Origin of the sequence: Streptomyces smaragdinus, assembly GCF_009604385.1 — a bacterium.
GTDB lineage: Bacteria > Actinomycetota > Actinomycetes > Streptomycetales > Streptomycetaceae > Streptomyces > Streptomyces smaragdinus.
Map to the genome: position 1 here is coordinate 53,560 of NZ_WEGJ01000035.1, position 22,158 is coordinate 75,717.

Consider the following 22,158-nt stretch of genomic DNA (forward strand, 5'->3'; position numbering starts at 1 on the left):
CTCGAGGTCGCGCGGCCCGTCGTACTCAGCCCCTCGGCCTCCTCGCCTCCGGATGGCGCAGGCACCAGCCGTCCCAGGCCGAACGCACCATGGCCGCGGCGTCGTACTTCGCGGACCAGCCCAGTTCCTTCATGATCCGCTCCGCGGAGGCGACCACTCGCGCGGGGTCACCGGCGCGGCGCGGTGCGATCTCGGGGGTCGCCTCGCCGTAGCCGGTCACCGAGCGGATCAGATCGACCATCTCCCGCACGGAAACGCCCTCCCCCCTGCCGATGTTGCAGGTCAGGTCCGTCGGCTCGGACAGGCTCGCAAGCTTGCCGGCCGCGGCGGCATGGGCGTCGGCAAGGTCTTCGACGTGAATGAAATCGCGGACACAGGTGCCGTCGGCAGTCGCGTAGTCGTCACCGAAGATCACCGGCGCGGCGCCCGCCGTGATCTTCTCGAAGACCATGGGAACAAGGTTGTACACCCCGGTGTCGGCAAGTTCGGGGGTGCCCGCCCCGGCGACGTTGAAGTAGCGCAGACAAGCGGTGGCGAAACCGTGCGCCCGCCCGGCCGCACGCACCATCCACTCGCCGGCCAGCTTGGTCTCGCCGTACGGGCTCATCGGTGAGCAGGGCGTGTCCTCCGTGACCAGGCCGGCGTCCGGCATGCCGTAGACGGCCGCCGAGGAGGAGAAGACGAAACTCCGGACAGCACCGGCCGCGACGGCTTCGAGCAGCGTCCGCAGCCCCTGCACGTTCTCGCGGTAGTAGTACAGCGGCCTCTCGACGGACTCGCCGACCTGCTTCTTGGCGGCCAGATGCACCACACCGGTGATGCCGTGTTCCGAGAGGGTCCGGCCCAGGAGTCCGCCGTCGAGGGTCGAACCGACGACCAGCGGCACCTCGTCGGGGACGCGGCCGGAGTCACCGGTGGAGAGGTCGTCGTAGACCACCACCTCTTCGCCGGCAGCCCTCATCGCGCGTACGACATGGGCGCCGATGTAACCGGCGCCGCCCGTAATCAGGTAGGTCACCGCGGCATCGTATGCGTACGTCCCCGGGTCCCCCGCACGGCGTCGGCAGCCAGGTGCGACGTCGTGAGGCAAGGAGACTCCCGAAGGTCGCACAGGGTTGTACGTGATCCCGTGTGAGATAGGCAATGCCCGACGCAACCTTGATCGAACCCAGGTATACATACAATCGTTCGGTCAAAGACACCGGAGAGATATTCCGGCGCAGCATTTCCGCGGATTCCGGTCAGAACACAGGGCTGCGGACAGGGCGACCCTCTGTGATCTCACGCGGACGAGGAGTTATGACCGGACTGTCACTTCGGGCTGTCCAGAAGCTGACCTGCAAGAAGCGGGACGCCTGGTGGACGGTGCTGCTGGTGGACCCCGTCGCGACCCGGATGCTGTGCGTGATGGCACGCTTCCGGTTCATCACTCCCAACGGAGTCACCTGGGCGGCACTCTTCCTGGGACTCGGGGCAGCCGGGTTCTTCGCCCGCGGCGACCAGACTTCGCTGCTGATCGGCGCCGGCCTGTACCACCTCAGCTTCATCTTCGACTGCATCGACGGGAAGCTCGCCCGGCTGAAGGGCAACGGCACCGTCTTCGGCGGCTGGCTCGACTACGTCTTCGACCGCATTCGCGTGCTGTTCTGCGCGCTGGCGCTCATGGGCGGCCAGTACCTGCGCACCGACAACGATCTCTTCCTGCTCGCGGCCCTCGGTGTCGTCTTCCTGGACATGCTGCGCTACGTCGACGCCCTGCAGATCTACAAGATGCGCATGGGGATGCGCACCAAGATCGAAAAATTGACGGCCCAGCTCGCGGAGGAACGGCAGGTCGCGGTCGCGGGCGCGCCCCGCGTCGTCTTCATGGAGGACCTGCTGCGGGACAACCCCGGCATCGAGACCGAGATCATCGCCGGACGGACGGAGGGGGTCGTGGATCTGCACGCCCAGTTCCGGCACCGCTTCCCCTGGTACGCGCGGTTCCGTCAGGCCCTGCTGAGCAGCCGCATCCGGCCTCACCTGATCAGCGGCATCGAGTTCCAGATGTTCATCTTCATCGTCGGCCCGCTGGCCGGAGCGTCGCACCTCCTCGCGGTCACCGCGGTCTCCGCGGCGCTGCTGATGCTCTTCGAGCTCGTGATCATGTACAAGTTCTGGCTGTCCACCCGGGACTACAACCGGGAGCTGAGCCGGCTGGAGACCGCGCCGCGTATGGTCGGCATCCCCGATTCCGTACGCCGGGGCCGGCATCGCCGGCCGCTGGATCCGGACGCCTTCGCGGAAGACCTCTACCACGACAACCGCTACCAGCAGGATCTGGACGGGCAGGACGTGAACGAACAGACGCTGCGGATGGCGCAGTTCCAGCGCCCGCCGGTGCGCGAGTGACGCCTCGTCGCCCGGTCCGCGAAGGGAACCGGGCGACGAGGCGCGGACGTGTGCGGGACGGCCGCGTCCTACTCGGCCGCCTTCTCCGTGGCTTCCGCCGGGAGCGGCCGGTCGTTGCGGACGGCGTCCCACACCTTGCCCGCGAGGGGCTCCTTGGCGACGACCCGGTTCGGGTCCTGCTTGTCGTACATCACCGGCATCATGATCATGTCCATGTTCCCGGTGTCCAGCCCCTGCAGACTCCTGCCGAAGGATGCCAGCTTCCTGACCGAGTTCAGCCCCTCGTCCGTCGTGAGCGTCTGTGTCGCCGTATCGGCGATCGTGTAGAGCTTGGTGGGGCTGGTGGTCAGGTCCTGGTTCTTCACCTCGTCCAGCAGCGCCAGGATGAACTGCTGCTGCAGACCTATCCGGCCCAGGTCGCTGCCGTCCTTGTAGCCGTAGCGCGTACGGACGAAGGCGAGCGACTGGGCGCCGTCCAGCTTGTGGCTGCCGGCGTCGAGGACGAGACCGGTCTTGGGGCTGTCGATCGGCTCCTCCAGGTCGAGGGTCACCCCGCCGAGCGCGTCCACGAGCTCCTTGAAGCCCGCGAAGTCGACCTCCATGTAGTGGTCCATCCGCACCTTGGTCATCGACTCGACGGTCTTGACCACGCAGGCGGGCCCGCCCAGCGCGTACACGGAATTGAACATCACACGCTCGGCCTTCGGCAGCGTGCTCCCGTCAGCCTTTTGGCAATGGGGCCGGGTGACGAGGGTGTCGCGGGGGATGCTCACGACGGTCGCTCGCCGCCGCCCCTCGGGAATGTGCACGACCATGGTGGTGTCGGAGCGTCCTCCGCTGACGTTCACACCCCCGCCGAGCTGCTTGTTCTCGGCTCCGGCCCGGGAGTCCGACCCGACGACGAGGATGTCCCGCGCCCCGGTCTCGATCTTCTCGGGCCGGTCGTTCCCGAGAGCCTTCTCGAGGTCGACGCTGTCGATGTTGTTGTCCAGGCGGGCGTACGCCCAGTAGAGCAAACCGCAGCTGAGCAGGAGAAAGGCGGCGAGGCAAAGCGCGATGATCTTTCCCTTGCCGCGCTTTCCAGGGGCGCGCCGCCTCCGGGGCGGGGACTGTACGGCGTGACTCATCACAGGACTCTCTGAACTCTGGCCGGGGCCGCCCCGATGGCGGCGCCGAGGACTCGGACTGGCCCTGCACCTGAGAGATGTGGGGGATTCCAGGACGTCGGCCAGGGGACACCGTTCGGTATCGAACTGCAGTATGCACTGTCAGTCCGATCACCCGTTCGTCGGGCATGGTTCAATTTCAGGTCGTATCGAGTAACACACGTGTTTGCCTGACGGCAATCACGTGCTTGTCAGGACTTAGTGGAGGCCATCCGCAATGGGGCGTGCACAGGTGCGTGAGGCGATGCGGCGCCCGGGCACGTCGGCGTCGGCACCTCCGGCGGCAACGATGCTCGTCGCGGCCTGTCCGGAGGACGTCCGGCTGCTGATGTCGCCCGAGCTCAGAAGCGCACCGCTGGTCGTGGTCTGTCTGACGGCAGGTGACGACCGCTCCCGGGAAGCCCTGCGGCAAGGGCTCGCCCAGTGGTCGGGCGGGGGGCGCTGGCGGGAGGAGCGGGCGGCGCGGAGAGCGGGTCTCGCACTGCCCGGTATCTGGCTGGGGCTCGACGGACCGGCGCGCTGCGAAGCGTGGCTGCTGGACGCGGCGCGGGGAGACGAGAAGGCTGCCGTCGCCGCGCTTGCCGCCGTCTGCCGTGAGACAGGTCCCGTCCTGGTGCGCACCCACGACCCCGACCCCGCCCACACGGCCGCGGACGAGCCGGAGGAGCGCGGGAAGGCCGCACGGCTGGCCCTCGAGGCCGCCAGAACCTACCAGCGGAACTCGGGGAACCCGACGTTGGTGGAGTGCGTCTGGGCGGGTCACCGGGAAGCCGCCGGCTCGTCCGCCGGACAACGCTATCCCCTCCCCAACAACTGGCTGGCCCGGGGAGGCGACGGACGGTTGTCCGCCTACCTTCCCACCGCCGCCGGGATCGTCCGGTGGCACGAGAGCCGCCCCGGCTCGCAGGAGTGGGTGGGCCCCAGCCTGCTGTCGGGACCGAGGCTGATGCCGGCGCTCACACTCGTCCACGGCCCCGGGGGCTACGTCCACCTCATCGGCCTCCGTCGCACCAAGCGCAAGGACGGCGGGGCCGACGTGGCCATCGTGCACGCCACGCAATACCAGACGGGGCGTGCCCTCGCGGCCTGGCACAGCATGGGCGGCCCGAACGCGGGCGACTGGCGCAAGGCCCGGCAGATGGGCGTGCCCAGCGGTGCCCTCGACGCACAGGGCGCCCTCCACGTCTTCGTCCGCAACGTGGGCCACAGCATCAGCACCCTCCGGCAGCAGGCCAACGGCGCCCTGTCCGCGTGGGAGCACCTCCGGGGGCTGCGGGTCTCCGACGAGATCAAGGCGGCGACGGCGCCGGACGGCACGATCGAGGTGTACGCCCGCACCCGGGACGCGGCGGCGGTGGTGCACTGGCGACAGGCCGGCGACTCCTGGCAGGAGGACGCGCAGCTCCCCCTGAGCCCGATCGCCGGCACGCTGTCGGTGGACGCCGCCGGCGGCTGGTCCGGCTCGGCCGTGGCGCGATTCGACAACAGCCCCGGCCACGAATACTGCGTCTGGCAGTCCGCCGACCATGCCCGTTCCGTGGGTCCGGGAGGGGTGAGCCTGGGGGTGTCGGCGGGACGCGGCGGCACCAGCTCCGTGGCAGGGGTCTTCATCGGCGGGTGGAACAGCACGGTGCTGGCCCGAGCGGGAGCCGACGGCACTCCACTGGTGGGCGCGTATCCCGACGGACGACCGGACTCGGGGATCTGGTGGCAGCCCCTCGGCGCGAGATCCCTGGTGCCCCCGGCGACAGCCACGGACGCCTCCGGCAGGGCGGTCGTCGCGGGGATGGGGACCGACGGGCGTCTGATGATCGCCCGGCAGAAGCCTGACGCCGACGGACTGCAGTTCACGCCCTTCGAAGCAGTGCGGGACGCGGACCGTTCGGAGCGGTGAACGGAGCAGCCGCCTTCGGCCCACCAGGACGTACTGGCGTGATCGAAGGTTGTACGGGTTCGGTATGAGATTCCCGACGTTTTCGGCGGCAGTTCTTTATCACGCTCGTATGTACCATTTTTCAGGCCTGATGATCACCAGGTGACGTCCGCGTCACCTGCGGATGGCCGAGCGAGCGGACCGATATGAACAGAGGGGTCATGCGGCGGGTGTCGTCAAAGCCTTCCCTGCCTACGGAACCAAGACCGGGCAGTTCACTCCCCGTCGCGGCAGGCGTGCCGGCCACGGATGTCCGGCCCCACACCGAAGGTCGCCTGCGATGAGCCCGACGCCCCACCATCCCGGCCGGGACCAGGTGGCGGTCTGGGTGACCGTCGTCATCCCCGCGTACAACGCGGCCGGCACCGTCGGACGGGCCCTGCAGTCCGCGCTCAACCAGACGTACCCGTACGTCGAGGTTCTCGTCGTCGACGACGCGTCCACCGACGACACCGTCGAGGTGGTCGGGGGCGTGTCGAACAACGACCCGCGGGTCCGGCTGCTGCGCCGGCCGCAGAACAGCGGCGGCGTGGGTGCCCCGCGGAACAACGGCATAGCAGGGGCCGCCGGGGCGTACGTGATGTTCCTGGACGCGGACGACGAGCTGCCGCACCGCGCGTGCGAGATCCTCGTCAACGATGCCCTCGAGTCCGGCTGCGACATCACCGCGGGCCAGGCGCTGCGCGTCAACAAGGAGAACGGCACCTCCGAGATCTGGGCCCCCGAGGTGTACGCCATGCGCCGCCGGGTGCAGAACCTCGCCGAGTTCCCGACGATGGTCACCGACCCGATCGCCGCGGCGAAGCTCTACCGGGTCGACTTCCTGCGCCGCAACAACGTCTGGTTCCCGGAGGGCGTCTTCTACGAGGACACCTACTTCTCCACGGTCGCCAACTGCCTGGCCGAGGGGATCTCCGTCGTCACGGAACCGGTCTACCGCTGGATGTGGGAGGCCGAGAGCGGCTCCATCACCTCCCGTACCGGGGAGCTGCGAAGCGTCTCGGACCGGATCACCGTCCACCGGATGACCGACCAGTTCCTCCTGGAGCGGGGACTGTGGTCGCTGAAGGTCCGCAAGGACTCCAAGTTCCTGTCGCACGACCTGCGGCTGTACATGCGCGCTCTCGCCGAGGGCGACGCCGCGTTCCAGCAGGGCTTCGCCGAGATGGTGAGCGGCTATCTCGGCTCCCTCAGCCCGGAGGCGTTCGAGCTCTGCGAACCGGTGGAGCGGGTCCGTGCCTTCTTCCTGATGTACCAGGAGATCGAGGCCGCACTCACCACGGTGGACTACTTCCGCAGCAAGGGCGTGCTGTCCTCGTATCTGGTCAGCGAGGGCGACCGGGTGTACTGGTCGGGCGACCACATGCACCTGCCGGACGCCCGGCGCATGCTCGACGTGACCGAGCTCGGGATCGAGGCCGCCCCGCTGTCGCGGATACCGCTGTTCGCCCAGCTGGACGCCTGGGACATCGACGGTTCCGTCCTGACCTTTGAAGGCAGCCTGGTCAACCGCTTCGGTCTGGTGGGCGACGACGACACGCTGAAGCTCACCTTCGCCCTGCGCAACCGCAGGACGAAGACCGATGCCACCCTCGTCCTGAAGGACGTGGAGGTCACCGAGCGGCACATCCACTTCTCCGGCAGGGCAGACCTGGCGGGGATGCGGGGAAGCGAAGTCACGGAGAGCACCGTCTGGAACGTCGCCGTGATCGTGGACCTCAACGGCAAGCGCTCCCGATCCGCCCTGAACGTCCGCAACCTGCCGATCGACGGTCTCTCGTTCCGATCGGACGGAACGGAGATCGAGGCGTACCAGACGATCAGCACCAACCTGGCCCTGCGGACGGCCGCCGCCCACCGCAAGACGTTCGACGCGGCGCAGAACGACCCGAACGCACCGTGGATGTGGTGGCGCAGGAAGGTCCACCCTCCGCTGCACGCGGCGCCCGGCCAGTACCGTCTCGCGGTGGTCGTGCCCTGCTACAACGTCGCGAAGTACCTCGACGACTGCCTGGGCTCCATCGCCGCCCAGAAGGGATTCGCCGAGACACAGGTGATCCTCGTCGACGACGGCGCGACCGACGAGACACCGCGAATCCTCGACGACTTCGCCCGGTACTACGCCAACGTCACGGTCGTCCACCAGCCCAACGGCGGCCTGGGCAACGCGCGCAACAACGGCCTCGCCCAGGTACGCGCCCCCTACGTCACCTTCCTGGACTCCGACGACATCCTCGGCGAGGACGCGCTCGCCGAGATGCTGCGGGCGGCCCATCGGGACCGTTCGGACATCGTGATCGGCGACCTGGTCAACTTCCCCGACCGTCCGTACGGGCCGTGGAAGGCGTACTTCGGCAAGGGCGACCGGGTCGTCTCCGATCTCTCCGAAGTCGAGAACCTGGTCTTCAGCGGCTCCGCGTGCAACAAGCTCTTCAGCACCGCACTGCTCCGGGGGCTCGGCGTCCGGTTCGGCGAAGGTGTCCACTTCGAGGATGCCTGGGTGACTCTGCCCGCGATGCTGCGGGCCCACAGGATCAGCCTGCTCGACCGCCCCGTCTACTACTACCGCGGCCGGCCGGACGGCACGTCCATCATGGACTCGCTCTGGAGCCGCCCCAAGAACTACTGGGATCACCTCCGCCTCAACCACTTCCTGCTCGCCGTCTCCGCGGACCAGCCACCGGCGATCAGGCGCATCTTCGACCGCTACGTGGTGCGCACCTACAAGGGCTTCCTCTGCAACGCCCGCAACGTCATGGGCAGGCACCAGCTGGCCGAGATCTTCCCGGAGATGGTCCAGCACTACGCGCGCATACCCGACGACGTGATCCTCGAATACGCCACCACCCCGGCCCAGCAGGTCGACCACTACGCCGCGAAGACGGCGAACCTGGACCTCTTCCTGGACCCGGACACCCACCTCGAACGGGCCCCCCTGCGGGTCTCCATCGACGACACCGGCTTCTTCCGGCCGCTGGGCGGCGGCAGCGAGAGCAGTCACGTCGCCCGGGTGGCCGATCCCCATGTGGTCGTCGAGTCGGTACGCGCACGAGGCGACGTCCTGGTGGTCGAGGGTTGCCTGATGTTCCCCGGCATGGACCTCTCCGGACCGCTGGAGAACCGGCTCGAGTTCGTCTTCCAGACCCACGACGCCAAGATCACCGCCCCCTTGCGGCAGGTGTACCGCCGCGATCTGTACAACTCCCGTAAGGAGAAGGACCTCTACGGGGGCTTCTACGCGGAGATCCCGGCGGCCGCCCTCGCCGAGGGCGGCTTCCGCCCGGGTGACTTCCGGCTGCGGGTACACGGTGTCGACGGCCGCCGGCAGCGCAACGTCATCATGAAGGCGCGGCTTCCCCTGCACCGGCTGAAGGGGTACGCGAAGATCGGCTCGTACCGGTACATGCTCACCATCGGCGGGTCGGACTCACTGCACTTCCGCATGATCGGCAGGACGGTCGCGGCGCGGGTCCGCCAGACGCTCTGGCGCACGGCCCGTGAACTGCGCATCATCAAGCGACGCAGTCCCGGCTGGCGCTTCCGCGTGTTCTACTGGCTGACCTGGCCCTGGCTGGCGGGCAAGGACATCTGGCTCATCGGTGAGCGGTCGGACACCGCGCAGGACAACTCGTACCACTTCTTCCGCTGGATGCGGCAGCACAAGAAGCGACGCAACGCCTACTACGTCATCGACGGCGGTTCGGCCGACTACGCCAAGGTCGCGCGGTACGGCAATGTCATCCGGATGAACTCGTTCAAGCACCGCATGTACCTGCTGCACGCGACCAAGCTGATCGGTTCGTACGACTCGGAGTCGTATCTGGTGCCCACGGGGTACCGCAAGGTTCTCTTCCTGCACCGGTTCGGTGAGCTGCTCAAGTACCAGCGGATCTTCCTCCAGCACGGCGTCATCTACAACGACGTCACGGCCGGCGTGCACCAGGCGGTCACGAGCTACGACATGATCGTCACGAGCAGCCCCTCCGAGCGGGACTATCTCGCCCGGGAAGCCGGATACGGGCAGCGGGCGGTCCTTGCCGGACTGCCGCGATTCGACGCCCTGCGCAGAGAGCAGCCGCCTCGGCCGAGGATCCTGCTGATGCCGACCTGGCGTCAGTGGATCGTCGCGGCCTCCTACAAGAAGCAGGCCGGCCCGGCGAAGACCCCGTTCACGCAGTCCGAGTACCTGCGCTTCTACCGGTCTCTGCTCACTCACCCGAAGCTGCTCGGCGCGCTGGAGCACTTCGGGGTGGATCTCGAGTTCTTCCCCCACTACGAGATCCGGCCGCACCTGCATCTGTTCGACACGAACGCGCCCCAGGTCATCGTCGCGGACCCGACGTCCCGCAACGTGCAGCAGGCCATGAAGGAGTGTTCGGCGATGGTCACCGACTACTCCTCGGTGTTCTTCGACGTCGCCTACATGGGCATCCCCGTCGTCTACGTGCCCTTCGACGAAGAGGACTTCTACGGACGTCACTACAAGCGCGGCTACTTCGACCTGGAGCGCCACGGCTTCGGCCCGGTCTGCCGGACCGTCGACGACGCCGTGGCGGAGATCATCGCCCTGATGGCGCGGAAGTTCGCCCCGGATCCGCGGTACTCGGCGCGGGCGGAGAGTTTCTTCGCCTTCCGGGACCAGGACAACTGCGCCCGCGTGTACGAGGCCATCGACGCACTCGGTTCGGCCCCGGCCAGCGCCGTCGCACCGGGCGGACCGGTCGGTGCGGTGGAGCCGGGGGCACCTGTCCACCGAGAGGAGTGGGACAGTGCGGCATGACGGATTCGACCTGTCCGCCCCGGGGCCCAGGATCTTCCTGGCCGGCGGATCCAGTGTGGTGACACGGGAGCGGAAGATGGCTCCCATGGTCGGGTGGGGCCAGGTCCTCCATCTGTACCTGCGCCCCGAGGTGCAGGTCGTCAACTGCGCCCGGGCCGGAGCCAGCGCCCGCACCTTCTCGGAGCGCGGACGGCTGGACTGGATCCTCCAGCACATCCGGCCCGGCGACTATCTCCTGGCCTCGTTCGGGACGAACGACGCCAAGCCCGAGAAATGGCTGCGGACGGAAGCGTTCGGGGACTTCAACGACTATCTGCTGCGCTTCGTCGACGGCGCCCGCGAACGCAACGCGCATCCCGTTCTGGTGAGCACGCACGAACGGGACACGTACGACATCCACGGCAACCTGCCGCGGAGCATCACCGAGTACGTGATGTCGATGCGCGAGCTGGCCCGGCAGACCAGCACCCCCTTCATCAACCTTGCCGACCAGAGCCACGCCTGGTGGGCCGAGATGGGACCGCACGAGATCAGGAGGCTGTTCGTCCACCTGGCTCCCGGTGAGCACCCGAACTACCTCGAGGGGTTCGACGACCCGGGCCATCTGGTCCCGGCCGGTGCGATGCTGTGCGCCCGCTACATCGCCTACGCCCTCGCGGCCAAGCAGATCGTCCCCCAGGACTGGGTCGTCAATCTCGACGCCGCCGGCTTCCCGGAGGAGGCGGTCGAGTGGCTGGACGACGAACACCACGCCGCACTCACCCGGGCGCGGACGCTCGGCGCGGAGGAGAAGTCATGACCACGGGCCCGTTCCTCGTCGCCCGGATGCGCAGCGTGCAGAAGGACAACCCCGCCATCATCTGCAATCTGGAGCTGACGGCCGACACCGACCCCCGTTTCCCGGTGCGGCCGGGGGCGTCCATCGGATGCGAGCTGACACTCACGCCGGAGGGCGCGGCCACCCGCTACTACGGCTATCTGATGGTGGAGTCCTTCGAGACGGTGGCCTCCCTGGAGAAACCGGCGGGCATCACACTGCTCCCGAAGGGAGGCCGGTACGCGACCTCCACCGGACCGGGTGAGGTGCGCACCGCGAAGTTCGTACTGAAGATCCACGAGAATGCGGCCCGGGGTGCCTTCCTGGTACCGAAGCTCCGGGCCGCCGTCATCGCGGACGGCGGGAAGAGCCTGACCTCGACCACGTTCTCCCTCAAGGACAAGGGCTTTCGCATCGCCCCCCTGCCGCCGCTCGGCCGGAGCCTCGTGGTCACTCCCGGCTACCGCGCAGCGCTGAAGAGCCTGACGGAAGGGCTTCCGGAAGGGACCCGGCTGGTCGGAGTGGGCCCCGGCAGGTACGGCGCGACCAGCGCGGCCCCCGACGGCTCGGTCACGTACAGCCCTTTTCAAGGGGCGGCGGGATACGACTGGTTCGACTACGTCCTCGACAACGGCCGGGGCCTGCTCAGCCGCGGCCGGGTCACGGTGTACATCGGGGATCTCGGAACGGTGCCGGGTGTGATCACGCGCTGATCCCGGCGCGGCCACCACACGGGGAGGGCACCCGGTACGGATGCCCTCCCCGGTCGCGCTATGGGGCGGTCGAGGCCCGCCCCGAGGGGCCTACGCCGGAACGCTGGCCACCCCCGGCGTCAGGAACCGCGCCCCGCGGACCCGCTCGCTGACGCCCGCGCGGTCCAGGTACGGCGTGATGCCGCCCAGGTGGAAGGGCCAGCCCGCGCCCGTGATCAGGCACAGGTCGATGTCCTGGGCCTCGGCCACCACGCCCTCGTCGAGCATCAGGCCGATCTCCTCGGCGATCGCGTTCAGCGCGCGGTCGCGGACCTGCTCCTCGGTGAGGACCGTGTCGCCGGTCTGGAACAGGGCGGCCACCTCCGGGTCCAGCTCCGGCTTGCCGGAGTCGTAGACGTACAGGTTGCGCTTGCCCGCCGCCACCACGCGGCCCAGGTTCTCCGAGACGCGGAACCGGTCCGGGAACGCGGCCGACAGGGTGCCCGCGACATGGTGCGCGACCGCCGGGCCGACCAGGTCCAGCAGCACGATCGGCGACATCGGCAGGCCCAGGGGGGCCAGCGCGCGGTCGGCGACCTCCACCGGGGTGCCCTCGTCGACGGCGCCCAGGACCTCGCCCATGAAGCGGGTGAGGATGCGGTTGACCACGAATGCCGGGGCGTCCTTGACCAGCACCGACGTCTTCTTCAGCTTCTTGGCGACGGTGAACGCCGTGGCCAGCGACGCGTCGTCGGTCTTCCCGGCGCGCACGATCTCCAGCAGCGGCATGATCGCCACCGGGTTGAAGAAGTGGAAGCCGACGACCCGCTCGGGGTGCTCCAGCTTCGACGCCATCTCCGTGATGGAGAGCGACGAGGTGTTGGTCGCCAGGATGGTGTGGTCCGGGACGACGGCCTCGAGCTCGGCGAAGACCTGCTGCTTGACGCCCATCTCCTCGAACACGGCCTCGATGACGAAGTCCGCGTCGCCGAACGCCTCGGCCTTGTCGAGGGAGCCGGTCACCAGGCCCTTGAGGCGGTTGGCCTTGTCCTGGTTGATCCGGCCCTTGAGGAGCAGCATGTCGATCTGGTCGTGGACGTACTTCACGCCCTTGTCGATCCGCTCCTGGTCGATGTCCGTGAGCGCCACCGGGACCTCGAGGCGGCGGACGAACAGCAGCGCCATCTGCGAGGCCATCAGGCCCGCGCCGACCACGCCGACCTTGGTGACCGGACGCGCCAGGCTCTTGTCGGGCGCGCCGACCGGGCGCTTGGCACGCTTCTGGACCAGGTTGAAGGCGTAGATGCCGGAGCGCAGCTCGCCGCCCATGATCAGGTCGGCCAGCGCGGTGTCCTCGGCGTCGAAGCCCGCCCGCAGGTCACCGTTCTTGGCGGCGGCGATGATGTCCAGCGCCCGGTACGCGGCCGGGGCGGCGCCGTGCACCTTGGAGTCGGCGATGCCGCGGCCCCGCTCGACGGCGGCGTCCCAGGCCTCGCCGCGGTCCACGTCGGACCGTACGACCTCGGTCTCGCCCGTCAGGACGGAGGCCGCCCAGAGCAGCGACCGCTCCAGGAAGTCGGCGCCCTCGAAGATCGCGTCGGCGATGCCCAGGTCGAAGACCTGCTTGCCCTTGAGCTGGCGGTTCTGGTTGAGGCTGTTCTCGATGATCACCGTGACGGCGCGGTCGGCGCCGATCAGGTTCGGCAGCAGGGTGCAGCCGCCCCAGCCGGGGACCAGGCCGAGGAAGACCTCGGGCAGCGAGAACGCCGGCAGCGCGGCGGAGACCGTGCGGTACGTGCAGTGCAGGCCGATCTCGACGCCGCCGCCCATCGCCGCGCCGTTGTAGAACGCGAACGTCGGGACGGGGAGCGCGGAGAGCCGCTTGAAGACGTCGTGGCCGCCCTTGCCGATCGCGAGGGCGTCCTCGTGGCGCTTCAGCAGTTCGACGCCCTTGAGGTCGGCGCCGACGGCGAAGATGAACGGCTTGCCGGTGACCCCGACGCCGACGATCTGCCCGGCCTCCGCCTCGGCGGTGACCTGGTCGATCGCCTTGTCCAGGTTGGCGAGGGACTGCGGGCCGATCGTGGTGGGCTTGGTGTGGTCCAGGCCGTTGTCCAGCGTGATCAGCGCGAAGCGGCCGGCGCCGGGCAGGTCCAGGTGGCGGACGTGGGCCTCGGTGACGACCTCGTCCGGGAAGAGCGCCGCGGCGCCCTTCAGAAGTTCAGCCGTGGTGGTCACTTGCCCTCCCAGTGGGGGTTCTCCCAGATGACGGTCGCGCCCATGCCGAAGCCGACGCACATGGTCGTGATGCCGTAACGGACCTCCGGCTGCTCCTCGAACTGCCGCGCGAGCTGCGTCATGAGGCGGACGCCGGAGGACGCCAGCGGGTGGCCGAAGGCGATGGCGCCGCCGTACTGGTTGACGCGCGGGTCGTCGTCCGCGATGCCGTAGTGGTCCAGGAGGGCGAGCACCTGGACGGCGAAGGCCTCGTTGATCTCGAAGAGGCCGATGTCGTCGATGGTCAGCCCGGCCTTGGCCAGGGCCTTCTCGGTGGCCGGGATGGGGCCGTAGCCCATGACCTCGGGCTCGACGCCGACGAAGGCGTACGAGACCAGGCGCATCCGGACGGGCAGCCCGTTCTCCCGGGCGAAGTCCTCGGAGGCGATGATCGACGCCGTGGCGCCGTCGTTGAGGCCGGCCGCGTTACCGGCGGTGACCCGGCCGTGCGGGCGGAACGGGGTCTTCAGGCCGGCCAGGTTCTCCAGCGTGGTGCCCGGGCGCATCGGCTCGTCGGCGGTGGCCAGACCCCAGCCGGTCTCGCCGCCCTCCGGGCTGGTGCGGCGGATCGAGATCGGGACCAGGTCCTGCTGGATCTTTCCGTCGGCGTACGCCTTGGCGGCCTTCTCCTGCGAGCGCACGGCGTACTCGTCGGCGCGCTCCTTGGTGATGTGCGGGAAGCGGTCGTGCAGGTTCTCCGCGGTCATGCCCATGAACAGGGCGGACTCGTCGACCAGCTTCTCGCTCACGAAGCGCGGGTTGGGGTCCACGCCCTCGCCCATGGGGTGGCGGCCCATGTGCTCGACACCGCCGGCGACGACCACGTCGTACGCGCCGAAGGCGATGGAGCCGGCGGTCGTGGTGACCGCGGTCAGGGCGCCGGCGCACATCCGGTCGATGGAGTAGCCGGGGACCGAGGTCGGCAGGCCCGCGAGGATGCCCGCGGTACGGCCGAGGGTCAGGCCCTGGTCGCCGATCTGCGTGGTGGCCGCGACGGCCACCTCGTCGATCTTCGCCGGGTCCAGGGCGGGATTGCGGCGCAGCAGCTCACGGATGCACTTGACGACGAGGTCGTCGGCCCGGGTCTCGTGGTAGATGCCCTTGGGGCCCGCCTTGCCGAACGGGGTCCGGACGCCGTCGACGAAAACGACGTCCCTAGCGGTACGAGGCACGGCTCTCCTCCGGGGATGGGGTTACGTACCCGCCATGCTACTCGCGGGTAACTGATGTGCCCAGAGAAGGGGGTCCAAGCGGCGGAGATCACACTCCGCCGCCTCGGCCCTCACGACCGCAGCGCGCCCACCAGAAGCGGCGTCACCAGCTCCACCTGCCACGGGCGGGCCCCGCAGCCGGTCAGGAACTCCGCGACCGAGTCCTCCGTCAGCCGCGCCGGGGGCTCCCAGCACAGCCGGCGCACGGTGTCCGGGGTGATCAGGTTCTCCTGCGGCAGATGCAGCCCCTCCGCGCGGGCCGTCACCGCGGCACGCGCCGCGGACAGCCGGGCGGCGGCGGCCGGGTCCTTGTCCGCCCACGACCGCGGCGGCGGGGGCCCGGTCAGCGGCGCGCCCTGCTGCGGCAGCTCGGACTCCGCGAGCCCGCGCGCCCGGTCCACGGCCGCCTGCCACTGCTCCAGCTGACGGCGCCCCATCCGCTGCCCGAAGCCGGGCAGCGCCGCGAGGGCGCGCGAGCTCGCCGGCAGGTTCAGCGCGGCCTCGACGATCGCCGCGTCGCTCAGCACCTTGCCGGGAGAAACGTCACGCCTGCGCGCGATCCGGTCCCGGGCGTCCCACAGCTCACGCACCACGGCGAGCTGCCGGCGCCGGCGCACCTTGTGCATGCCCGACGTACGGCGCCACGGGTCCTTGCGCGGGGCGGCCGGCGGGGCGGCGGCCAGCGCGGCGAACTCCTGGCGCGCCCAGTCCAGCTTCCCCTGCTCCCCCAGCTCCGTCTCCAGGGCGTCACGCAGATCCACCAGCAGCTCGACGTCCAGCGCCGCGTACCGCAGCCAGGGGTCGGGCAGCGGACGGGTGGACCAGTCGACGGCGGAGTGGCCCTTCTCCAGGGCGAACCCCAGGACGTTCTCCACCATGGCGCCCAGACCCACCCGGGCGAAGCCGGCGAGCCGCCCGGCCAGCTCGGTGTCGAAGAGCTGCTTGGGGTCCATGCCTATCTCGTGCAGACACGGCAGATCCTGGGTGGCGGCGTGCAGCACCCATTCCGCCTCGGCCGTGACGGAGCCGAGCTCGCTGAGGTCGGGGCAGGCCACCGGGTCGATCAGCGCCGTACCGGCGCCCTCGCGGCGGAGCTGGACGAGATAAGCGCGCTGCCCGTACCGGTACCCGGAGGCGCGCTCGGCGTCCACGGCCACCGGGCCGCGCCCGGCGGCGAAGGCCGCGATCACCTCGGCCAGCGCGGCGGGGGAGGCGACGACGGGCGGAATGCCCTCGCGGGGCTCCAGCAGCGGGATCGCCGCCCTGGCCGCCGTACCGCCCGGGTCGGCGGCCTCGGCGGCGGGGGCGGGGTCCGAACCGGTCGGAGCCTGGTTCGAGCCGTTCGTGTGCTGCACAGCATCATCTGCTGCGGTCTCTTGGGCCTCGGTCACGTGTCAAGGGTATCTGTGTGTGATGAGCGTACGGGCCCGTCGACGGAACGTTCCGTCGGCGGGCCCGTACCCGATGCGCGGATTCAGTGGATGATGCCGGTACGCAACGCCACCGCCACCATGCCGGCGCGGTCCCCCGTGCCGAGCTTGCGGGCGATTCTGGCCAGGTGCGACTTCACGGTGAGCGCCGACAGGCCCATCGAGACGCCGATCGCCTTGTTGGACTGGCCCTCCGCCACCAGCCGCAGCACCTCGACCTCGCGCCCGGACAGCTCCCGGTACCCGCCCGGGTGCCCGGGCACCCCGTCGCCGCGGCCCGGGGCGCCGTTCTGTCCCGGCGCTCCGGGGGCGCCGGGGCGGCGGTGCAGCCGGCCGGCCGCGGCGCCGATGTGGGCGGCGCCGGGGCGGGTGCCCAGGCCCACGTTGGTGCGGGTGCCGGTGACGACGTAGCCCTTCACCCCGCCCGCCAGGGCGTTGCGGACGGCGCCGATGTCGTCGGCGGCGGAGAGGGCGAGGCCGTTGGGCCAGCCGGCCGCGCGGGTCTCGCTGAGGAGGGTGAGGCCGGAGCCGTCGGGGAGGTGGACGTCGGCGACGCAGATGTCGCGGGGGTTGGAGATTCGGGGGCGGGCCTCGGCGATGGACGAGGCCTCGATCACGTCGCGCACCCCGAGGGCCCACAGATGCCGGGTCACGCTGGAACGGACCCGGGGGTCGGCCACGACGACCATGGCGGTCGGCTTGTTGGGGCGGTAGGCGACCAGGCTTGTGGGTTGCTCGAGCAGAACGGACACCAGGCCTCCTGATGGTGCGGGGGACGTTCCCCGTGGGGCGGGGAGCGGGGGGAGCCTTCGGGTCGGAAGGGTCATTTAGGTCTTCGGCAGGAGACAGGCGCGGCTTTAGGCAAGATCGCCAATTGATTCTGGCGAATTTCGGGCAATTCGGATGCGTTATCGACTGTCTCTGATCATGTCGGCCCCTGCGTAGGGTGGGAGGGTCCGCCGTCCGACACCCCGAGGAGCCCCGTATGACGCAGCCGCTGGTCGTCGTGGACGCGGCGAACGTGGTGGGCTCCGTGCCCGACGGCTGGTGGCGCGACCGGCGCGGCGCGGCCGAGCGGCTGCGCGACAGCCTGGTGCCGTACGCGACGGAGGGCGTCGCCGGGCTGCCCGGGCCGGTGGAGCTGGTGCTGGTCGTGGAGGGCGCCGCGCGCGGCGTCGGGCCGGTGGCGGGTGTACGGGTGGAGTCCGCGCCCGGCAGCGGCGACGACCACATCGTGGCGCTGGTGGCCGCCGCGGACCCGGGGCGCGAGCGGCTGGTGGTGACGGCCGACCGGGGCCTGCGCGAGCGCGTCACGGCGCTGGGCGCGCGGTGCGCGGGGCCCCGGACGGTACGGCCCTAGACGCCCGGCGGGCGGTCGCCGCCCAGCTCGTCGGGAATGACGTCGGCGCGGCCGTGGAGGCGGCTGTGGCGCTGCCCGTACACGAAATAGATCACGGCGCCCAGGACCATCCACACCCCGAACCGGATCCAGGTCTCCGCCGGCAGGTTCAGCATCAGCCACAGCGACGCCAGCACCGACAGGACCGGGACGAGCGGCACCAGCGGGGTACGGAACGCGCGCGGCAGGTCGGGGCGGGTGCGGCGCAGGATGACCACGCCGATGGCCACGACGACGAACGCGAAGAGGGTGCCGATGTTCACCAGCTCCGCCAGCGCGTCGATCGAGGTGAACCCGGCGATGACCGCCACCACGACGCCGAGCAGGATCGTCGACCGGTACGGGGTGCCGAACCGGGGGTGCACGGTGGAGAAAACCCGCGGCAGCAGCCCGTCGCGGCTCATCGCGAAGAACACCCGGCTCTGCCCCAGCAGCAGGATCATGCTCACGGTGGTCAGCCCGATCGCCGCGCCGAAGCTGATCAGCCCCGCGAAGAACGGCGCCCCCACCGCCTTGAACGCGTCCGCCAGCGGGGCGTCCACCGTCAGCTTCGAGTAGTGCTGCATACCGACGACGACCAGCGACACCAGCACGTACAGCAGGGTGCACAGCGCCAGCGAGCCGAGGATGCCGCGGGGCACGTCCTTCTGCGGGTGGATCGTCTCCTCCGCGGCCGTGGCGACGATGTCGAAGCCGATGAACGCGAAGAAGACGACCGCCGCCGCCGTGAAGATGCCCATCACGCCGAAGGACGTCGGGGTAAAGCCGGTCATCAGCTGGATCAGCGGCGCCTGGACCCCGGAGACCTCGCCGGTGGAGACGGCGGGCGGGACGAACGGGGTGTAGTTCTCCGCCTTGACGAAGAAGGCGCCGGCGATGATCACCAGCAGCACCACGGTGACCTTGATCGCCACGACGACCGAGGTGACCCGGGACGACAGCTTCATGCCCGCCACCAGGATCCCGGTGAGGACCAGCACCAGCACACAGGCCAGCAGATCGAACCCGAAGTCCCCGTCGTGGGTGCCGGACAGCGCGTCCGGCATCGGGATCCCGGCGGTGTCCATCAGCGACCGTACGTAGCCGGACCAGCCGACGGCCACCACCGCGCAGCCCAGCGCCAGCTCCAGGATCAGGTCCCAGCCGATGATCCACGCGGGCAGCTCGCCCAGGGACGCGTAGGAGAAGGTGTACGCCGATCCGGCCACCGGCACCGTGGAGGCGAACTCCGCGTAGCAGAGCGCGGCGAGCCCGCACACCACGCCGGCCGCGACGAACGCGAGGGCGGTCGACGGTCCCGCGACGTCACGGGCGATCTTGCCGGTCAGGACGAAGATCCCGGTGCCGATGATGACGCCCACGCCGAAGACCGTGAGGTCCATGGCGGTGAGGGTCTTCTTGAGCCCGTGCTCCGGCTCCTCGGTGTCCCGGATCGATTCCTCGACGGTCTTCGTACGGAAGACGGTGCTGCGCATCAGGTGTACCTCCAGGCGATCACGCCATGGGTACCCGGTGCGCCGCCCCGGATAGCGGGAAGCCGGGCCGCACCGCCCGGATGGGGGAGCGACCCGGCCGTGTGTCCGGGGTTCCGTGAGCCGCCGTCAGTCGCGGGCGATCTCCCGCTCGCCGTCGGGGGCGTCCTCGCCGGCGCGGCGGTCCATCCGGGAGACGAGCCCGGTGATCTGCCGGGCGATGTCCGGCGCGGTGAGCCCGATCTCGGCCATGACCTCCTTGCGGGAGGCGTGGTCGAGGAACCGCTCCGGGATGCCGAAGTCACGCAGCGGCATGTCCACGCCCGCGTCGCGCAGGGCCTGGGCGACGGCGGAGCCGACACCGCCGCTGCGGCTGTTGTCCTCGACGGTGACCACGACCCGGTGCCCCTCGGCCAGCGCCGGGAGCTGCTCGTCCACCGGCTTGACCCAGCGGGGGTCGACGACGGTGGTCGTGATGCCCTGCTTCTCCAGCAGCCCGGCGGCCTCCAGGCACATGGGGGCCAGCGCACCGACGGACACCAGCAGCACGTCGGGGTGCTCGGAGCCCGGCTCGCGCAGGACGTCCATGCCGCCGATCCGGCGCAGCGCCGGGACGGCGGGGCCGACGGTGCCCTTGGAGTAGCGCACGACGGTCGGTGCGTCGGCCACCTCCACGGCCTCGCGCAGCTGGCTGCGCAGCTGCTCGGCGTCGCGCGGGGCGGCGATGCGCAGCCCGGGGACGACCTGGAGGATCGACATGTCCCACATACCGTTGTGGGACGCGCCGTCGGTGCCGGTGATGCCGGCCCGGTCCAGTACGAACGTGACGCCGCACTTGTGCAGGGCCACGTCCATCAGGACCTGGTCGAAGGCACGGTTCAGGAACGTCGCGTACACCGCGACGACCGGGTGCAGACCGCCGGTCGCCAGGCCCGCCGCGGACACCGCGGCGTGCTGCTCGGCGATGCCGACGTCGTACGTGCGCTCCGGGAACGCCTCGCTGAACGGGTGCAGGCCCGTCGGGCGCATCATGGCCGCCGTGATCGCCACGATGTCCTCGCGCTCCCGGCCGAGCCTGACCATCTCGTCGGCGAACACGGACGTCCAGTCGGCGCCGGCGGTCGCGACGGGCAGGCCGGTGTCCGGGTGGATCACGGGGACGGCGTGGAACTGGTCCGCCTCGTCCTCGCGGGCCGGCCGGTAGCCGCGGCCCTTCTCGGTGAGGCAGTGCACGATCACGGGGCCGCCGAAGCGCTTGGCGCGCTGCAGGGCGGACTCCATCGCGGTGATGTCGTGGCCGTCGATGGGGCCGACGTACTTCAGGCCCAGGTCCTCGAACATGCCCTGGGGGGCGATGAAGTCCTTCAGGCCCTTCTTGGCGCCGTGCAGGGTCTCGTAGAGGGGCTTGCCGACGACGGGGGTGCGGCCGAGGACGTCCTTGGTACGGGCCAGGAAGCGCTCGTAGCCGTCCGTGGTACGCAGGGTCGCCAGGTGGTTCGCGAGGCCGCCGATGGTGGGGGCGTAGCTGCGCTCGTTGTCGTTGACGACGATGACGAGGGGGCGGTCCTTGGCGGCGGCGATGTTGTTCAGCGCCTCCCAGGCCATGCCGCCGGTCAGCGCGCCGTCGCCGATGACGGCGACGACGTGGTCGTCACCGCCCTTGACCTCGTTGGCCTTGGCCAGGCCGTCGGCCCAGCCGAGGACGGTGGAGGCGTGGCTGTTCTCGATGACGTCGTGCTCGGACTCCTGGCGGGAGGGGTAGCCGGAGAGGCCGCCCTTCGCGCGCAGCCTGCCGAAGTCCTGGCGGCCGGTGAGCAGTTTGTGGACGTAGCTCTGGTGGCCGGTGTCGAAGAGGACCTTGTCCTTCGGGGAGTCGAAGACCCGGTGCAGGGCGATGGTCAGCTCGACCACGCCGAGGTTGGGGCCCAGGTGTCCGCCGGTCTTGGCCACGGACTCGACGAGGAAGGTGCGGAGCTCCGCCGCCAGCTCCTCCAGCTGTTCGGGGCTGAGGCCGTCCAGGTCGCGGGGGCCGGTGATGCGGGTCAGCAGGGGCACCCGTTCCTCCTTGGTCTTGCGTCTCGCGGTTCTGTTTTGTTGCGGGGTGGTGCGCGATTCGTCGAGTGTAATCACCCGTGTTCCTCCGTCGCGCGGCGGCGTGCGTCCGGCCGGTGGCCGTGGGGGGTGGTCTTCGGCTGCCGGTTGCGTCGGCTGACGCGCATCCGGCCTTCGGCCGGAGGCCTCAAGCGCTGGCCGGGCTTTGTCGGCGCTTGCGCGCCTCGCCCTCAAACGCCGGGCGGGCTGGAAGGGGGTTTCTTCGCGTCGTCAGCTCGCCGCTGGGCTGTGGGTGCGCCGCAGTCCCGGTGTGGGTCGGGGCCGCCCGACACACCTACGCGCGTACTGCAGCGTCGTGCTCGCGTTGGGAGCGTTTCCCGTACGCGCGCAGGCGTGTCGAACGTCCCCTTGCTTTCGTCGGCGGCTACCGGATTCTCCCTGGTCACCGCCCCCTCCAGCCCGCCAACCGTGGAGAACTCCCCCGGAACACAGGCCCTCGAACGGCTGCCCCCGCAGTCGCCCGCCCGGCGGCGCGAAG

Annotated in this window: 14 protein-coding genes; 6 read left to right on the forward strand and 8 right to left on the reverse strand. The window is 70.1% G+C overall.

What is annotated here, in order from left to right:
- Window positions 1-25: 25 nt before the first annotated feature.
- Window positions 26-1,018 (reverse strand): UDP-glucose 4-epimerase GalE, encoded by a 993-nt coding sequence (gene galE / locus SRB5_RS28805; RefSeq protein ID WP_323378654.1) that lies wholly within the window; start codon window positions 1,016-1,018, stop codon window positions 26-28.
- 281 nt (window positions 1,019-1,299) lie between these two features.
- Here galE and SRB5_RS28810 point away from each other — a divergent pair, with 281 nt between their 5' ends.
- Window positions 1,300-2,391 (forward strand): CDP-alcohol phosphatidyltransferase family protein, encoded by a 1,092-nt coding sequence (locus SRB5_RS28810; protein ID WP_153456383.1) that lies wholly within the window; start codon window positions 1,300-1,302, stop codon window positions 2,389-2,391.
- Window positions 2,392-2,459: 68 nt separating this feature from the next.
- Here the strand turns inward: SRB5_RS28810 and SRB5_RS28815 are convergent, their stop codons facing one another.
- Entirely contained in the window at window positions 2,460-3,518 is a 1,059-nt protein-coding gene (locus SRB5_RS28815; RefSeq protein WP_153456384.1) for an LCP family protein, read from the reverse strand.
- A 256-nt stretch (window positions 3,519-3,774) separates the two neighbouring features.
- On the opposite strand from SRB5_RS28815, the gene SRB5_RS28820 reads away from it, so the two are divergent.
- The 4 genes from SRB5_RS28820 (at window position 3,775) to SRB5_RS28835 (ending at window position 11,800) form a co-directional block, all read left to right on the forward strand.
- On the forward strand, window positions 3,775-5,451 hold the full coding sequence (locus SRB5_RS28820; RefSeq protein WP_153456385.1) for a hypothetical protein: 1,677 nt from the start codon (window positions 3,775-3,777) through the stop codon (window positions 5,449-5,451).
- A 319-nt stretch (window positions 5,452-5,770) separates the two neighbouring features.
- Window positions 5,771-10,270 carry a bifunctional glycosyltransferase/CDP-glycerol:glycerophosphate glycerophosphotransferase gene (locus tag SRB5_RS37605; protein ID WP_194293061.1) on the forward strand — a complete coding sequence of 1,500 codons (4,500 nt, stop codon included), beginning with the start codon at window positions 5,771-5,773 and terminating at the stop codon, window positions 10,268-10,270.
- Window positions 10,260-11,069, forward strand: coding sequence for a rhamnogalacturonan acetylesterase (locus SRB5_RS28830; RefSeq protein WP_323378655.1), 810 nt, complete (start codon window positions 10,260-10,262; stop codon window positions 11,067-11,069). The genes SRB5_RS37605 and SRB5_RS28830 overlap by 11 nt, the downstream gene beginning before the upstream one ends.
- On the forward strand, window positions 11,066-11,800 hold the full coding sequence (locus tag SRB5_RS28835) for an Ig-like domain-containing protein (protein ID WP_153456387.1): 735 nt from the start codon (window positions 11,066-11,068) through the stop codon (window positions 11,798-11,800). The genes SRB5_RS28830 and SRB5_RS28835 overlap by 4 nt, the downstream gene beginning before the upstream one ends.
- 90 nt (window positions 11,801-11,890) lie before the next feature.
- On the opposite strand, the gene SRB5_RS28840 is transcribed toward SRB5_RS28835, so the two are convergent.
- The 4 genes from SRB5_RS28840 to SRB5_RS28855 all read right to left on the reverse strand — a co-directional run bounded on the left by SRB5_RS28840 (window position 11,891) and on the right by SRB5_RS28855 (window position 17,449).
- The gene (locus SRB5_RS28840; RefSeq protein ID WP_323378656.1) at window positions 11,891-14,017 is read right to left on the reverse strand and encodes a 3-hydroxyacyl-CoA dehydrogenase NAD-binding domain-containing protein; all 2,127 of its coding nucleotides are present in this window, start codon (window positions 14,015-14,017) and stop codon (window positions 11,891-11,893) included.
- Window positions 14,014-15,228 carry a thiolase family protein gene (locus SRB5_RS28845; protein WP_323378657.1) on the reverse strand — a complete coding sequence of 405 codons (1,215 nt, stop codon included), beginning with the start codon at window positions 15,226-15,228 and terminating at the stop codon, window positions 14,014-14,016. Before SRB5_RS28845 ends, SRB5_RS28840 begins: the two co-directional genes overlap by 4 nt.
- A gap of 110 nt (window positions 15,229-15,338) precedes the next feature.
- The gene (locus SRB5_RS28850) at window positions 15,339-16,658 is read right to left on the reverse strand and encodes an HRDC domain-containing protein (RefSeq protein ID WP_323378658.1); all 1,320 of its coding nucleotides are present in this window, start codon (window positions 16,656-16,658) and stop codon (window positions 15,339-15,341) included.
- A gap of 83 nt (window positions 16,659-16,741) precedes the next feature.
- Window positions 16,742-17,449, reverse strand: coding sequence for a response regulator transcription factor (locus SRB5_RS28855; protein ID WP_323378659.1), 708 nt, complete (start codon window positions 17,447-17,449; stop codon window positions 16,742-16,744).
- Window positions 17,450-17,682: 233 nt separating this feature from the next.
- Here SRB5_RS28855 and SRB5_RS28860 point away from each other — a divergent pair, with 233 nt between their 5' ends.
- Entirely contained in the window at window positions 17,683-18,057 is a 375-nt protein-coding gene (locus tag SRB5_RS28860) for a PIN domain-containing protein (RefSeq protein WP_153456388.1), read from the forward strand.
- Here the strand turns inward: SRB5_RS28860 and SRB5_RS28865 are convergent.
- Together SRB5_RS28865 and dxs are read right to left on the reverse strand one after the other, a co-directional pair.
- Entirely contained in the window at window positions 18,054-19,571 is a 1,518-nt protein-coding gene (locus tag SRB5_RS28865; protein WP_153456389.1) for an amino acid permease, read from the reverse strand. The two genes, SRB5_RS28860 and SRB5_RS28865, sit on opposite strands and share 4 nt — an antisense overlap.
- 126 nt (window positions 19,572-19,697) lie before the next feature.
- Window positions 19,698-21,623: a 1-deoxy-D-xylulose-5-phosphate synthase gene (dxs, locus tag SRB5_RS28870; protein WP_323378660.1), complete on the reverse strand. Its 1,926-nt coding sequence runs from the start codon at window positions 21,621-21,623 to the stop codon at window positions 19,698-19,700.
- Window positions 21,624-22,158: the final 535 nt, after the last annotated feature.

Excerpts from the sequence above, each read along its gene's own strand:
- SRB5_RS28810 (WP_153456383.1), top strand. The coding sequence starts at position 1,300 with ATGACCGGACTGTCACTTCGGGCTGTCCAGAAGCTGACCTGCAAGAAG.
- SRB5_RS28815 (WP_153456384.1), bottom strand. The coding sequence starts at position 3,518 with ATGAGTCACGCCGTACAGTCCCCGCCCCGGAGGCGGCGCGCCCCTGGA.
- SRB5_RS28820 (WP_153456385.1), top strand. The coding sequence starts at position 3,775 with ATGGGGCGTGCACAGGTGCGTGAGGCGATGCGGCGCCCGGGCACGTCG.
- SRB5_RS37605 (WP_194293061.1), top strand. The coding sequence starts at position 5,771 with ATGAGCCCGACGCCCCACCATCCCGGCCGGGACCAGGTGGCGGTCTGG.
- SRB5_RS28835 (WP_153456387.1), top strand. The coding sequence starts at position 11,066 with ATGACCACGGGCCCGTTCCTCGTCGCCCGGATGCGCAGCGTGCAGAAG.
- SRB5_RS28860 (WP_153456388.1), top strand. The coding sequence starts at position 17,683 with ATGACGCAGCCGCTGGTCGTCGTGGACGCGGCGAACGTGGTGGGCTCC.
- SRB5_RS28865 (WP_153456389.1), bottom strand. The coding sequence starts at position 19,571 with ATGCGCAGCACCGTCTTCCGTACGAAGACCGTCGAGGAATCGATCCGG.